The 15,458-nt window shown below is 68.9% G+C and carries 8 protein-coding genes; 4 read left to right on the forward strand and 4 right to left on the reverse strand.

Translation table 11 applies throughout. The features are described from left to right. Positions 1–30 precede the first annotated feature (30 nt). Positions 31–1,470: a polysaccharide deacetylase family protein gene (locus ACMPH2_RS02035; RefSeq protein WP_417118486.1), complete on the forward strand. Its 1,440-nt coding sequence runs from the start codon at positions 31–33 to the stop codon at positions 1,468–1,470. Between the two features lie 104 nt (positions 1,471–1,574). Further along, a complete protein-coding gene (locus tag ACMPH2_RS02040) occupies positions 1,575–4,232 on the forward strand; it encodes a tetratricopeptide repeat protein (RefSeq protein WP_417118487.1) in 2,658 nt (885 codons plus the stop codon). A 119-nt stretch (positions 4,233–4,351) separates the two neighbouring features. On the opposite strand, the gene ACMPH2_RS02045 is transcribed toward ACMPH2_RS02040, so the two are convergent. Together ACMPH2_RS02045 and ACMPH2_RS02050 are read right to left on the reverse strand one after the other, a co-directional pair. Further along, positions 4,352–7,354, reverse strand: a complete 3,003-nt coding sequence (locus tag ACMPH2_RS02045) for a CotH kinase family protein (RefSeq protein ID WP_417118488.1) — start codon at positions 7,352–7,354, stop codon at positions 4,352–4,354. Positions 7,355–7,508: 154 nt separating this feature from the next. Then, positions 7,509–8,921 (reverse strand): Sapep family Mn(2+)-dependent dipeptidase, encoded by a 1,413-nt coding sequence (locus tag ACMPH2_RS02050; protein ID WP_417118489.1) that lies wholly within the window; start codon positions 8,919–8,921, stop codon positions 7,509–7,511. A 205-nt stretch (positions 8,922–9,126) separates the two neighbouring features. Here ACMPH2_RS02050 and ACMPH2_RS02055 point away from each other — a divergent pair, with 205 nt between their 5' ends. Beyond that, entirely contained in the window at positions 9,127–9,789 is a 663-nt protein-coding gene (locus tag ACMPH2_RS02055; protein ID WP_072499493.1) for an HAD family hydrolase, read from the forward strand. 73 nt (positions 9,790–9,862) lie between these two features. Here the strand turns inward: ACMPH2_RS02055 and ACMPH2_RS02060 are convergent, their stop codons facing one another. Next, the gene (locus tag ACMPH2_RS02060) at positions 9,863–11,290 is read right to left on the reverse strand and encodes a Sapep family Mn(2+)-dependent dipeptidase (protein ID WP_417118490.1); all 1,428 of its coding nucleotides are present in this window, start codon (positions 11,288–11,290) and stop codon (positions 9,863–9,865) included. A gap of 227 nt (positions 11,291–11,517) precedes the next feature. On the opposite strand from ACMPH2_RS02060, the gene ACMPH2_RS02065 reads away from it, so the two are divergent. Further along, complete coding sequence (locus ACMPH2_RS02065; RefSeq protein WP_417118491.1) at positions 11,518–12,672, forward strand: glycosyltransferase family 2 protein; 1,155 nt, start codon at positions 11,518–11,520, stop codon at positions 12,670–12,672. A gap of 37 nt (positions 12,673–12,709) precedes the next feature. Here ACMPH2_RS02065 and ACMPH2_RS02070 read toward each other — a convergent pair whose 3' ends face one another. Beyond that, the gene (locus ACMPH2_RS02070) at positions 12,710–15,136 is read right to left on the reverse strand and encodes a glycosyltransferase family 2 protein (RefSeq protein ID WP_417118492.1); all 2,427 of its coding nucleotides are present in this window, start codon (positions 15,134–15,136) and stop codon (positions 12,710–12,712) included. Between the last annotated feature and the right edge of the window lie 322 nt (positions 15,137–15,458).

Here is a 15,458-nt window from a genome sequence, read left to right on the forward strand (position 1 = left end):
GCACCAACGCAGCAGAACGGAAGCGGTCCCATGAGCAGCACTCCCCACCCCCGCAAGGGAACCACCCGCAGGGACGCGGACTCCCTCGCCCGCGGCAGCCAGGCCCACGCCCAGCAGAGTCATCATACGAGCCACGACGGCGAGCACCGCCGGCAGCCCACGGCGACCTCCACCGGAGCGAGCCACTACATCCCCACCGCCACCTACGGGAGCGCCCACCGCAGCTCCCGGCCCCTTGCCGGCCCCAGGGACACGGCCGCCCCCGGCGGTCCCAACCTCACCCGCCGCAACGCCATCGCACTCGCCGTCGTGGCCGCGCTGGGAGGAGGCGGCGTCTGGTTCGCCACCAGCAGGCCCGTCCAGGTCAAGGTGAACGGGCAGGGACTGAAGGTCACGAGGGGGGCTACCCTCGAGCAGGTGAGGGACGCCGCGTCCCTCTCGCCCAACGCCGGAAACCTCGTCTCGGTCTCGGGCAAGGTGCTCGAGCAGGGCAAGGGCTTCGCCCTCTCCGCCCGCGTGAACGGCGCGGACCTCGACCAGGACCAGATCGGCTCATACCGCGCCAAGGCGGGCGACGACATCCAGATCGGCGACGGAGCCGACCGCAGCGAGGAGTACAGCGCCACGACCAGGGAGGTCCAGCCCAAGCTGCTCATGCAGGGCGGCTACGGCGCCGTTGCCTACGTGTCGCAGTGGGGCAGGCCCGGCAGGGTCGAGACCCGCACCGGCACCACCTCGGGAGAGACCGCAGACACCACCGTGGACGAGGTCCAGGACTGCGTCATCATGCTCCACAACGTGAAGCCCGACAACGACCAGAAGCTCGTCGCCCTCACCTTCGACGACGGTCCCAGCGAGTACACCCAGCGCTACCTGGACATCCTCAACCAATACGGCGCCAGGGCGACCTTCTTCAACCTGGGCAGCCAGGTGGCGGCGTACCCCGACCTGTCGAAGGCGGTCGTCGCCCAGGGGAGCCAGGTGGCGTCGCACTCCTACACCCACCCGGAGCTCCCGACCCTGGACGAGGCGACGCTCCGGGACGAGCTCAAGAGGACCTTCGACGCCATCCGGGATACCGACGGCGTGGGCACCACCGTGATTCGCCCGCCCTACGGCGCCTTCAAGGAGTCCACCTGGCTCAAGTCCGGCGGACTGCTCTCGTGCTCGGTCATCTGGAACCAGGACTCCGAGGACTGGCGCAGGCCCGGCGCGGACAAGATCGCGGCAAACGCCCTGAACGGCATCGCGCCGGGCTCGATTATCCTCATGCACGACGGCGGCGGCAACCGCGACCAGGACGTCGAGGCGCTCCCCACCATCATCAGCAGCCTTCAGGGGCAGGGCTACACCCTCGTCACCATCAACGAGCTCCTGGCCTCCGACAGCTCCATCCCCGACGACATCAAGTCTGGCAACGCCACCCTCCCCGAGGGCTGCGTCTGGCCGACCGAGCTGGGAGACGCCTAGGCCTGCCCCCCTGCCAGCCCCTGACGTGACCTTGTTGCGAATTGCCGAGCTGGTCCCCTTCCCTGGGTATAAACCGGGGGAGGGGACCCGTCGTTTGGAGAACAATGCAGGAACGTCACCACAACATGTCCGCCCGAGGGCTGCTCCTGGCCATCCCCGCCAGCGCGCTCGCAGGCTGCCTCGCCTACGCGGGACATCAGGCGCTTGCCATGCAGAGCCTCGCCTGGGCGCTGGTCGCGACCAGCGCCGCGGCGGCGGGGCTGGGGCTCGGCCTCTTCGCCTACGCGGCACGAAGGCACGAGCCGCCTGCCACGTCCCCACGGGTGGACGGGCTCGGGACAGGCGAGCAGGCGGAGGGCGGGGACCCCGTCACGACCGCAGTCGTCAGCGCTCCCGAGGTCGGCGGCGAGGTCGCGATCGAGGCCGCGGCTCCCGCCTGGGAGCAGGCGATGGCCCGAAGCGACGCCGCGAAAGCCCCGGAGGAGGGTCGTTCGGGCGACGCGCGCGGCGGGGAGCCTGGCAGCGGGGACGCCCTGCGCTCCGAGCTCGACTACCCCTCGCTCGCGCGGGCCCTCGCGTCCACGACCGACCCCCTCGGCCTCCTCAAGGCCCTGGTGGGCGACATACGCACGCGCCAGGCACGAGTCGAGGGGAGGGGCGACGAGACGCCCCTCCCCGACGGAGGCGACCCCGAGGCCCCCGGCGCCCTCGACCCCCTCGCCTTCCGCACGACACGCGTGCGGAAGGACGGGCAGGTCGTGGCACGTCCCTCGGGCCTCGAGCTCTACCTGGCACGCAGGCTCGAGGAGGCGGGGCTCTTCTCCAAGGACGTCCGCCTCCCACAGGTGGACGTCGCGGTGCTCTCGTCCACCCAGGGCATCTACCTGCGCATCCTAGAGCCGGAGCTTCCCTATCTGGCAAAGCTCCGCGTGCTTGCCATCGAGGCGGCGCTCAACTCCGTCCGCTATGCGGCCAGCTACTTCGACGAGCCGGGCAACGTGAGCGTCGAGGACTGCTACAAGCTCGACCGCGAGCTGGCGAGCTCCATCTGCGCCCAGATGCCGCCCCTCGACCAGCCCGTGCCTCTCCAGGAGGGCGAGCTCCCCGACGGCGAGTGGACGGTGCGCAGGGCCATCTCCTCGGCGATCGAGAACCTCCAGCTCCCCTACCGGCTCGAGGCGGACTTCCGCTGCAACGTCTCCGACGGCAACGTCGCCATCCAGGTCGAGCTCACGCCGGAGTCGGTGTTCCCCTCGTCCATGTTCGTGAGCGGGCTCGGCGTCGTCCCCAGCACCCGCCAGATGCGCCGTCAGGCGGCCTCTGACTATGCCAGGCGCCTTGCCATCCTCCTCGCCGCGGCGGCCTTCCGGAGCTCGTCCAAGGTCCTCCACGTCTGGTTCGCCGGCGTGGTCAACGGCGCGAGCACGCATCGCTGCTACATCTCGGTCGACTTCGACCGCTGGCGCTTCGCGCGGCTCGACCTCGAGCGCCTGGACGACCTCGAGCGCAGCTTCCGTCCCTTCGTCCCCGTCATACGCGTGGAGGACGGCGTCCTCCGTCCCGTGCGGCAGGGGTTCAGCCTCGCCGAGGGGCGCTTCTGCCCTCCCATGCGACACCTCCCGCCTTCGCTCAGCACCCGCAGGCTCAGCAAGCCCGTGGCCCGCGCCCTGGGCTGCGAGCGCGTCTACGGGCTCTCCATCGAGGAGGGGGACAAGCGCAACGTCCTGGCCTTCGACATCATGAGGAGGCTGGTCCCCGCCTCCCAGGACGGCTCGGTCGAGAAGAACGTCAAGACCATCCTCGAGCTGGCGGGCGACGACCCCGACCCGTTGGTGAGGTCCGCGGCGGAGCGCTGTGTCACCAAGCTGGTGGACGGCTCGCTCGAGGAGGACGCCATCAGCGTGGGCGACGAGTTCCTGAACGGGGACGCGCTCACCAGGGCGTCGGCCAAGGGCCAGGAGCTCATGGCGGAGGGCCGCTTCGACGAGGCGCGGGCCCTCTGCGAGGCGGCGTTGGCCCCCGTCGACGCGGCCGGCAGCTACGAGGACGCGGACAGGGTCGTCTGGCGCTACTTCGCCAACTTCGTCGACCGCACGCTCTACAACCGGCTCTACGGCAGGGACGGCGTCTCGCTCATGCTCGTGCCCGACGCCTACTTCGAGTGCCACGCGCTCCTCGCGGGCTGCCACGTCGCCGCGGGCAGGGGCGAGGACGCGCTGCGCGAGGCGAGACGGATGGTGGAGCTCGCCCCCCTGGACCGCTCCGCCCAGCTCGCCCTGGCACGCGCGACCCTCGAGGCCCAGGGGCCCGAGGCGGCCGAGAGGGTCCTCAAGGAGGGGCTCGCGCTCGCGCACGACCCGGAGGGCATCGCGGGGTCGTACCTCTCGCTTGCCTGGCTGCTGGGCCAGAGGGGGGAGCACGCCCTCGCCGGGGCCTGCGTGAGGCACCTGCTAAGGCTCCTCCCCCGCCTCGACCTCTCGAGGCTCGCCCAGGCGCAGGGCATGGGGCTTCAGGGCCTGGCGCTCGTCGGCCTGGGGGGACAGTTCCAGGCGGGCGACCCCGAGGCGCTCCTCGAGGAGAACGACATCCCCCTCGCGCCCACCCCAGAGATGAGCAAGGCGTTCCAGGACTGCGCCCGCGCGTCCGTGGACGCGGAGGTCTTCCCCGTGGCGCGTAGCTTCGTGAGCATCCTCAACCGCTTCGACCCGAGCGACGTGCTGACGGGCATCCTGCGCTCCCTGGAGGACGCTCCCGACGCATAGCCGAGTCCCTTCCCCGAGCGCATCCGTCAACGCAAGCCCCCGCCCATCCCAAGGGGTGGGCGGGGGCTTCGAGGCCATGCCAAGGGGCCTGCTGCTCGTTGGGCTCCGAAGTGGAGAGCCTAGCGGACGGGGCGCGCCTCCTTGAAGCCAAGCTGGCAATAGTGGCGGTAGTACTGGGAGAGGTCGTTGCCAAAGGCCCGGTCGAGGTCGGGGTTGGCGGCACGGTAGGCCCTCACGTCGAAGTTGCGGCTCGACCTTCTCCCCTCCCTCATGCCGAACTCCGCGAAGTGGGCGAGCGCCGCCTCGGGGCTCCCGCCGAAGGCAGCCCTCAGGTCGGGGTTGGACGCCAGGTAGTACTCGCAGTCGAAGACCATGCCGTAGTCGAAGCCCTGGTACACGAACGGCGCGTTGGGCGAGCCGGCATGGGAGATGCCATCACGCAGCCAGTCGTTCCTGTTCCTGACCCAGGTCGTCAGGTAGTCGACGTTCCCGGCCCAGCTGTCGAAGGGCCTCACCGTGTTATCGAAGTGCGTGATGCCGAAGACGGTCTCGTTCATCCGCTCTGAGGCGGCAAGCTCGCCGCGGTAGAAGGCGATGGAGCGCAACTGCCCTTCCCCGCCCCGGGCGGAACCGTCACCCAGCAGGACCTTGTCGACCAGCGGGGAGAGCTGGCCCCCATAGACCTCCCCCATGCGCTTCCGCACGACCGCGATCCTGGGCACCCAGGCCCCGTTGACCAGGCTGAAGCCCTCATAACGAGAGAACTCCGAGTCATAGTGGTCGGTGCGGGTGCCGCCGCAGGAGTCGAAGTCCCAGACGGGGGCCCAGACGAAGGTCTTGCTCCCGGCGTCGAGATAGCAGTAGGTCGACGTCCCAAATGCGTCGACGTTCTTGAGGAGCTCGTTCAGCAGGTAGGTCTTGGCGAGGGAGTCGAGGTCGAAGGAGTAGCCGTCACTCAGGTTGAAGCGCCCCTTGTCGGCGTTTGCCATGGCCTCGCGCATGGCGGCCGCCACGTGGAGCACCGCCTTCTCCGAGGCCACCTCGGGGTTCTTCAGCACGAAGTGGCCATGCTGGGTCGAGAACCAGCTCTTCTCGCCCTTGTGCCAGGCGTCGTCCAGCTCGAGCAGGTAGCCGCCGCTCAGGTCCTTGGGGTCGCGCACCCCCGGCACGCAGGAGTACTCGAGGCCGCCTGCGCCCTTGCGTATGGCGGCAGGGAGGGAGTCGAGGTCAACGCCCTCGTTTGCCTTCTTGTAGTCGTCCTCGAGCTTGTGGATGTCCACGCGGCCGGACCCGACGTCGACCTTCTCGGTGAGGAGGTAGCTGCCGCGGTACTCGCCGTCGTAGTACAGGTCCACCGGGGCGCACTCCACGCCCAGCATGCCCAGCTCACGGGCAAGGTCGTAGGCTATGCTGCTGCGCATGAGCGTGGGGTCGGCGGCGTTTGCGAGGAGCACCCACTTCTTGGACTGGTTCTCCTTGTTGCCCGTCGCGAGCAGGTCCGCCTTCTTGCTGAGCGAGACCTGGTACGGCTTCTTGTTGCCGATGCCCCAGGTCGAGTTGCCCCTGCCCTTCACGGTCGAGAGCTTGCCCTTTGACGCGTCGTCCCTCTCGTATATCACGCCACCACGGGCGTCGACCGCGCTCACGACCACCTTCGCCTTGCGCTCGTGCCTGGGGTCGGCCTCGACGTAGGCACGGCCCCTCGCCTTCGCGTCCTCGCTCGACAGGTAGATGGTCTCGATCCTGGCGGAGCGCATGATCGTCAGGCTCTGGGGGCTCAGCCTGGGCGCCATCCTGAGCGAGAGGGACAGGTCCCCCTGGCCGTTGGCGCTTCCCAGCCTCCTCAGCGCCGCGAGCGTGAGGGGGCCATCGACCCTCGACTCCCTCCCGCCCTGCTGGACGTAGGGATGCAGCAGGTCTCCCGCCCAGTCCGTGAAGCGCACGACGGTCTCGTCCGTCGCGTGCGAGGGAAGGAAGAGGTAGCTCCCGCCGTCCAACTGGGTGGAGCGGACCTCATGGCTGCCCCCCTCGCTGCCGACCGACGCCGCGGCGCAGGTGGCCGCCCCATACCAGGCGACCCCCTCGCCATTCCACCCCACGGAGGTCAGGTGGGAGTCCTCGTTCCTGGAAACCGTGAAGTTGTGCGCGCCCGCCTTCGCGCTGGGGTTGTACTCGCGCAGGAGGGGAACGCCGCCCTTCCCTGCCGAATGCCAGCCCACGCCCTCGTAGCGCCAGCCCACGTGCACGAGCGTCCTGCGCTCCTCGTCGCTCAGGGTGTAGTGGTGGTCGCCGACGTTGGGGTTGTAGAGCCTGAACACGTCGAGGCCCGTCCTGGGCGCGATCCAGCCGACGCCCTCGTAGCACCAGCCCACGTGCACGAGGTTGTCGCGCTCCTTGGGCGAGGTGGTGTAGAAGTGCTCGCCGCTGTTTGGGTTGTAGAGGCGGTGCACGTCGTCGTAGGAAAGGCTCGACTCCTTCCCCTCGGCCAGAGCCTGCTTGGCGGAGGGCTGCGCGGCGGGCGCGGTCGGCGCCTTCTTCGCCGACTTCGCCGTGGCCGTTGCCCGCGACGTCGCCTTGGCCTTGCCGGAGTTCGTGGCAGGGGCGGCGAGCTCACTCGCCATCAGGACGGGCTCCTTGGCCTCCATCGGCTCGGGGGCAGCGGAGGGCCGCGTCTCCACGACGCCCCCCTCGGGAGCTGTCGCTGCCTCGCCCTCGGCCACTTCGGGGGCAGTGCCTTCGGTTGCGTGGCCTTCCCCCTCGTCGGAGGCTGCGGGGGCTTCTTTCTCGTCGGAGGCTGCGGGGCCTTCCTCCTGGACGGGCGCCACGTGGACCACGGCATCCTCCGCCGTGCCCGGCGCACCCGCCCCATCCCATGCCTTCGCGTCCCCCTGGGGGGAAGCGGCCGGCCCCTCAGGCCCGTCGGGCCGGTTGAGCTCGTCCGGAATCGTTGCGCCCCCTTCCTCGTCCGACGTCGTGGGGGCGGACGCCGTGACCTCGCCGAGGCCTCCCGAGGCCGGTGACGCCGCCGGCTCGACGGCACACGCGAGGGACGTGGACAGCAGCAGCGCCGCAAGGATCGCACCAGAGATGCAGGCAAGCCCCTGAGCACCCTTTAAGCGCATGTGAGGATCCTTTCGATCAAAAAATTTTCCACACCTCTCCTAGTATAGGCCGTGGCATGGAAATGACAGGAACCATTCAGCCAAACGGCGCGGCCGAGGCAGGACGATTCCCACCCCGGCCGCGCACGCGTGAGGCCACGTCTTGGCCGCGCCTCTAGAACTCGAGCTCCATGAGCCTGGCGATGCTCACGATGTAGATCTCGAGAGCGCGCTTGAACTGCGCCTCCTCGAAGCCCTCGTCGGCGCTGTGCTCGGCCCCGACCCAGTCGGGCATGGGGAAGTGCGGGTCGTTGGGGCCAAAGGCGCCGCCGGCCTTGAAGTGGCGCGCGTAGGTCCCGCCTCCGATGGTGTAGGGCTGGTCGTTGCGGCCCGTGTACTCGTTGTAGGTGCGCACCAGGGTCTGGATGCCCTCGGCAGCAGGGTCGGTGTAGAAGGGCACCATGTCGAGATCGACGGTCAGGCTGCAGTGGTGTGCCTCGCAGAGGGCGCCCACCTCAGTCGTGATCTTGTCGGAAGTGATGGACTTGGGATAGCGGGAGTCGATGGTCTGCTCGAAGACGCCGTCCTTGGTGCGGATGGTGCCACCGATGCAGGTGAGGGGGTCGAAGAGGTCGTCCGTCGCGGCGATGTTCAGGGTCGAGCCGTCCGTGGAGCCAAAGACGAGGCGCTCGAGCTCGAGGAACTCGCGCTCGCCCTCGCCGCAGAGCCCGTTCTGGAGCAGGTAGTCGACGATGAGGCCTATCGCGTTGATGGAGCCCTCGGGAGTCGAGGCGTGCGCGCCGATGCCGTGGGCCACGATTCGCGCGAGGCCCTCCCCCGCCTCCTCGACGTCGATGCGCTCCGCCGCGGGAAGGCTCGCCGCACTGGCGCGCACGACGGCCGCGGCCTCGCCGGCGACGGCGTTGCCCACCGTCCCGCCGTCGAAGTCCACGATCACGTCAGAGACCCTGCCCGAGCGGATGGTGGCGGAGTAGCCACCCTTCTCGCCGCAGATCAGCGGGAAGTCCGCGTCGGGCGTGAAGAGGAACTCGGGCTGCTCGAAGTTCTCGATGTACCACTCGACGTCGCGCATGTCGGTCTCCTCGTTGTTGCCGAGGATGCAGCGCAGGGTGTAGGGCAGCCTCCTGCCCGTGGCGGCCACCTTGTCGACGAAGTACTTGGCCGCATAGAGCGAGAGGACCGTGGGGCCCTTGTCGTCGAGGACGCCGCGACCGATGAGGAAGCCGTCCTTGCGGGTGACCTTGAAGGGGTCGTAGTGCCAGCCGGTCCCCTCGGGGACGATGTCGGTGTGGCCGATGGTCGCGATCTGCTTGGGCGAGTCCCCCTCGAGGTCCGCATAGCCGATCCGGCCCTCGCAGTCGTGGGCGTCAAGGCCCAGGCGAGAGGCGATCCGGAGCGCCTCGCTCAGCGCTTCGTAGGGTGCGGGGCCATAGGGCATGCCGGGCCTCGCGTTGCCCATGTCCTCGACGGACCTGATGGCCACGAGGGACTCGATGTCCTTGACGACGTCCTCCCAGACGTCCTCGACGTACTGGTGGACCTCCTGCTTCAGCTCTTCGTCGCCCATCCTGTCTCCTTTCGCATAGAGGCGCCTCGTTATTGCAAACGCTGCAAGGGTAGCATTGACGGCCGGCATGTCCTGGCGACCTCGCGCGCGGTACGGCAAGCGGGGGCCATTGCGCCCGTCGGCGCGACCCCTTGGCGAAGCTGCCGCTACAATGGGTCGCACGCCCACGCTGCAGGACGTCGCGCAAGAATCCGAGAGGAGCCCCATGGCACCGCAGGAACTCTGGCCTCCCCGCTTCTCCGTGGCGATATTCGACTTTGACGGGACCCTAAGCGACACGGCAGGCATCTGGCGACAGGTCGACGAGGTCTTCCTGAGCTCGCGCGGGCTTCCCTACGAGGAGGACTACCCCCAGGCCATGAACGCGCTGGGGTTTGCGGCGGGGGCAGCCTACACCATCCAGCGCTTCGGCCTGGAAGAGACGGTGGAGGACATCTGCGACGAGTGGAACCGCCTGGGCCGGGCGCTCTACGAGACGCAGGCGAGCCTGAGGCCCGGCGCCCTGCGCTACCTGCGGGAGCTGAGGTCCCGGGGGATCCCCCTGGGACTCGCCACGACCAACGACCCCGAGGTGCTCCTGAGCATGCAGAGGGTCGACCTCCGATCCCTCTTCGACGTGCTGGTCACGAACCGCGAGGTCGAGGTGCCCAAGAGCGAGCCCGACATCTACCTCGCCTGCGCGGACGAGCTCGGCGGGGAGCCGCGGGAGACCATCGTCTTCGAGGACATCGTGCCTGGCACGCGCGCCGCGCGCGAGGCGGGCTTCCTCACCTGCGGGGTGCGCTGCGACGACCCGACCCAGGAGGTCGAGGCGCTCAGGGAGTCTGCGGAGCTCTGGCTGGACGACTGGCGCGACATCGAGCTGTAGGCGACCCGCACGCACACCCAGGCGCACGGGCGGGTCGCAATGAGGCAGGCTCGTCCGGGAATGCCGGCTTCGGCTAGTCGAGCTGCATGAGTCTCCAGATGGCAAGGACGTAGACCTTGAGCGCACGGCGCAGGCTCTCTTCGCTCACGCCCTCGTCGGCCCCGTGCTCGGGTCCCACCCAGTCGGGGACCTCCTCCTTGGGCTCGTGGGGACCGAAGGCGCAGGCCCTCTCGAAGAGGCGCGCGTAGGTGCCTCCCCCGATCACGAAGGCCTCGCTCCTGCCGCCCGCGTAGTCGTCGTAGCTCCTGAGGAGGCACTGGACCTCGGGGCTCTGCGGGTCGATGTAGAAGGGCACCTTGTCCTGGTCGACGACGAAGCTGGCGCCATGGGCTTCGGCGAGGGCACCCAGGCGCTCGCGGATGGCGTCGCCGTCGATGCTCGTGGGATACCGGCTGTCCACGGTCTGGACGAGACGGCCACCCACCGCGCGCACGGTCCCGCCGATGGCGGTGAGGGGGCCGAACTTCTCGTCCGAGGTCTTGATGCCCAGCGCGGCGCCATCGTGCCCCGAGGCGCAGAGGGCGTGCTGGAGCTCGAGGAAGCCCCTCTCGCCCGCGCTGCAGATTCCGTTGTCGAGCAGGTAGCCCACGAGCAGACCGATGGCGTTGAGCGTCCCCTCGGGAAGCGACGCGTGCCCTCCCCTGCCCGTGGCGACGATGCGGACGAGGCCCGAGGGCTCCTCCCTGAGCTCGATGCCCTCGGCCGCCGGAAGGGCGGGGGCGTCGGCACGCACGAGCGCCTCGGCACGACCGGGGATGGCGTTGGCGACGGTGCCGCCATCCATCCAGGCGATGCGGCTCTCCCCCTCGCCCCCAAAGGCCTCCGCGGAGGTGAAGTGGCCATGGAAGACGCCCTTCTCGCCGCAGATCAGGGGGAAGTCGGCATCCGGCGAGAAGCAGAAGTCGGGCCCGTCGTAGTGGGCGAGATACCACTTGAGGTCGCCCATCGTGGTCTCCTCCGCGTTGCCCACGATGCAGCGAAGGGTGCGGGGCAGCCTCTTGCCCGTGCGATCGGCAAGGCGCTTGAAGAAGTGCGCGGCATAGAGCGAGAGGACCAGGGGGCCCTTGTCGTCGAGGACGCCGCGGCCGATGAGGTAGCCATCCCTTCGGGTCACGTCGAAGGGGTCGACGGTCCAGCCCAGACCCTCGGGCACGACGTCGGTGTGCGCGATGGTGGCGATCTGTCGCCTCGAGTCGCCCGGCAAGTCCGCATAACCGATGTAGCCCTCGCACTCGTGGGCCTCCAGGCCCAGGCGCTCGGCGATCTTGAGGCCCTGCACCAGGGCGTCGTGGCTGGCCGGTCCCCAGGGCATGCCTGGCGCGGCCGCCCCGAGGTCCTCGACGGAGCGAATCCTCACGAGCGAGCGGATGTCCTCGACAGCACCCTCCCAGACCTCGTCCACATATGCGTCGAGCCGTCCCTTGAGCTCCTCTTCGGTCATGCGTCCTCCAAAGTCGACGTTTGCTCAGCGACCTGAGTCTACCCTCTGGCAAGCGACGCGTGGCACGCCGCGCCAGTCGTCGGCCGCACAAGGGCCAAGGTCCAATTCTGGACAAGGAACGGGGACATGGCATTGCACGCCCTCCGTTGGCCGCGTGCGACGATACAACCCCGGCACGGGCTCGTCTAGACTGTTTGGAACCGTAGACTTCGAACGGAGAGCCCCACATGCCCAAGGCGTCCATAGCCATACCCTGCTACAACGCGGTGCGGCACATCGAGCAGACGGTGGCCTCCGCGCTGGCCCAGACCATGGGGGACTTCGAGCTCGTCCTGGTCAACGACGGCTCCACCGACGGCACCCTCGAGCTGCTCGAGCGCCTCGCCTCCACCGACCCGCGCATCCGTGTCATAGACCAGCCCAACGGCGGCGAGGGCGTGGCCCGCGACGCCGGTCGCGCCGCCTGCAGGGGAGAATGGCTCTACTTCCTCGACTCGGACGACCTCATGGAGCCCACCCTCCTCGAGGAGGCCATCGCCCGCGGGGAGGAGACCGGCGCAGACCTGGTCGTCTTCCGAACGCAGGAGCTCGACGACCAGACAGGCGAGCTCAGGTACTTCCACTGGTGCTTCGACGTCGACTGGATAGGTGCGGACGTGTTCGACCCGCACGAGCACCCCCAGCGCATACTCAACTCCTTCCAGAACTGGGTGCACAACAAGCTCTGGCGCGCGAGCTTCGTGCAAGGGCGCGGGCTCCGCTTCCAGCACGTCCACCGCACGGCCGACCTGCTCTTCACCTGCAGGGCCCTGACCGAGGCGCACCGGATAGCGCTCCTTGACCGCCCCCTCCACCGCTACCGGGTGAACAACCCCGGAAGCGCCCTCTTCACGAGCGACTCGTACCCCCTCGACTTCTACGACGCCTTCGTCGAGCTCAGGGACCAGATTGACGGGGAGGGTACCTGGGAGCTGTACGGACAGTCCTTCGTGAACTGGGTCACGGAGGGCGTCGCGATGAACCTCCAGCGCGCACGCTCCCTCGAGGGCTTCTCCGCGATCTACCAGAAGATGCACGACGAGGGCTTGCGCGAGCTGCGCTTCGACCAGCTGGCACGCGAGGACGCCATCAACCCCGACCGCTGGGACCGCTGCGAGGCGATTCTCGAACTGCCCCTGGACGAGCTCCTCTTCCGCTACTTCGCCCTCGAGAAGGAGGAGGTCCGGCGCTCGCAGACCGACCTCTCGTTCGCCAGGCTGGGCCTTGATGCCCTGGCGGGCGAGCTGGAGTGCGTGACCGGGTCGGCCTCCTTCAAGATAGGCAGGGCGATCACCTCTCCCCTGCGAGTGTTCAGGGATGTCACGGGCGGGGCGGGGCGCTAGGCGCGCCCGGGCGGGGCGGCAACCTCGGGGCGGCACCCTATGCTTCGTCGTGCCTCAGCTGGAAGTAGTCGCTGAAGCTGTCCAGGTTGGGGTCGACGGCAGGGTCTCCCTTCGCGAAGAAGCCAGGGTGCTTCCGTACGACGAGGGCCTTCTCGCTTAGGTAGCGCTGACGCATGCCCACATCCACGGACTCGCGTCCGCGTGACGAGAACTCCCGGTGGCGCAGGCAGGCATACGGCGTGTACGCGACCACGTAGCCCGCCTCGCGCGCCCGCAGGCAGAAGTCGCCGTCGTTGAAGCCTACCGCCAGCTCCTCGTCGTAACCCCCCAGCTCGTCGAAGACCTCGCGCCTCACCGCCTGGCAGGCGCCCGTCACCATGGAGAAGTCGCCGGGCAGGCCGGCGGAGTAGCCGTATCCCAGCGCGTCGGCCGCCAGGTTCTGATTGACGTGGGCGAAGTCGCAGTTGGCGTTGGCCACCATGCCCGCATGCTGCACGAGGTCGTCCTCGTAGAGGAGCTTGGCCCCCACGACTCCCACCTCGGGCCTCCTGAGCTCCCCCACCAGCTCCGACATCCAGGAGGGGTCGATGACCTCCGTGTCGTTGTTGAGGAAGAGGAGCACGTCTCCCAGGGCGTGCGAGGCCCCCAGGTTGACGATGGCGGAGTAGTTGAACTCGCCCTCGTGGCGCGGCTGCCAGCTCACGACGCGCACGCGCGGGTCCTGCCGAAGGCTCTCGTAGAGGTCGAACGTCTCCTGGTCGCAACTCCCGTTCTCCACCACCACCAGCTCGAGGCGCGGGTAGTCGGTGCGGTCGAGCAGGCTCCTGGCACAGCGCCCCAGAAGCCCCGCGTGGTCGCGGTTGGGCACGATGACGCTCACCAGGGGCGGCTCCTCGCCCAAGTCGTAGCGGACGCGATAGGTGTAGGGCAGAGGCCCGTCGCCCACGCTCGCGACGAGACCGCGGCGGGCAAGGTGACGCTCGAGCGCGATCCTGCCTGCCACGTGGGCGTAGGGCTTCTGGTCGCCACCTCCCGCCGTGGAGCCCCCGTGCTCCCTCCAGTGGTAGAGCACCCGCGGGACCCGCACGACGTCTCGCGCGACCTCGAAGGCCTTGAGGGTGAGGTCGAAGTCCTGCGCGCCCGCCACGTCCGCGCCAGAGCGCTCCGTGAGGTCGAGGACCCTCCTGCTCACCATGAGGAGGTGCGTCACGTAGTTGTGGCCGTGCAACTTGGTCAGGCTGGGAGGAGACTTGAAGGCAGGCCCGTGCAGGTGCCCGTCCCTGAGCCTGTCCTCGTCGCAGTAGAGGAGGTCGATCTCGGGGTTGCTGGCGACCTCCTGGGCATAGCACCAGAGGCAGTCTCCCTCCAGCACGTCGTCATGGTCCATGAAGCCGACGTAGTCGCCCGTTGCGGCAGCTACACCGGCATTCGTGTTCTCCGCGATCGAGCGGTTCTCCACCTCCACGACCTTTATGCGGGGGTCGTCGATCGCACCCAGGACCTGGTCGACGGAGTCGCAGGGCCCGCTGGCGTTGACCAGCACGAGCTCCCAGTTGGGATATGACTGCGCGAGGACCGAGCCCACGGCCTCGCTCAGGAAGCTGGCAGGCGTCCTGTACACGGGCATCACGAGCGAGACGAGCGGCGCGTCCGGGCCAAGGGAGTCCCTCCAGTCCCGGCGCTGGCGGCCAAGCTCTGCGTCGGTCGCGCGGTGGGCCTCGAACCAGCGCTCGTAGGCGGGATCGGCGTACGCCGCGCCCAGGCGCTCGTTCGTCCTGGCCCAGTGGGAGGCAGCGACGTTGGGGTGCATGCCCGCGAAGCAGCTCCTCTCCCCCACGCGGACGACCACGCAGAAGTGGTCGAGGTTGCGGGGAAGCTCCAGGGAGAAGCTCATGACGCGGCGGGAACCCACCGCATCCCTCACCAGCTGGTCCTCGAGCAGGTGCCATCTGGCATGCACCTGCCGAGAGGCGTCGGACGAGAGGACCTCGAGCTCGGGCCCGCTCGCACCCTCCTCAGGAAAGGTCGCGCCCAGCCGCCACACGGCGACGTCATCCCCCTTGGGCCAGACCTCCCTGACGCTGAGGGAGGCGGTCGCCCCCGAAGTCCTGTGCTCGATCCCGCGAATGGCCGACGCCACCTGGGGATGGCGCAGGGTGAGGAGACGGGACTGCAGCTTGGAGCCGCGAGCGGAGAACCTCAGGCGGCCCTTCTCCCCAGAGGGAGACTCGAGCGCAATGTCGCAGTCCGTGGAGAGGAGGGGGAGCACTACGACCCATACGCAGCCTGCGGCGGCATGGTGGCAGAGCGTCTCGCGCACGCCCGGTCCGACGGGAAGGCAGCGAGAGGGGACCTCGTCACCAGCATGGGTGGATACCCTGGCCTCCAGCATCCCGGCCGGACGGTCGAGGAGGACGCAGGCGTAGCCCACGCCCAGGCCCCTGCACATCGCAACACATCTCACGCTTCGCTCCCAGTCTGCCGTCGCCGCTCAAGAAGAAGTATATCCGCCCCAGGCGAGGTGTCCCCCTCCCGGCAGAGGTCGGAGGTCGGAGCTCGGGCGGGCAGAGGCCGACGGCGTCCGACGCGTCTCTCGATGTAACGACTACGTCCGGCGCGCCTCTTGGCGTGACGACGGCGTCCGACGCGTCTATCGACATGCCGACAACGTCAAACGCGTCCCCCGAAACGGCGAAAGCGTCCGACGCGTCTGAGGCCACCGCGTTTGCCCAGTTGGCGCGATTGTCTCAGACGCGTTCGACGCTTTGGGGCAAGAAACGCACGCG

The organism is Olsenella phocaeensis, assembly GCF_048189965.1.
Taxonomy (GTDB): Bacteria; Actinomycetota; Coriobacteriia; order Coriobacteriales; family Atopobiaceae; genus Olsenella_I; species Olsenella_I phocaeensis.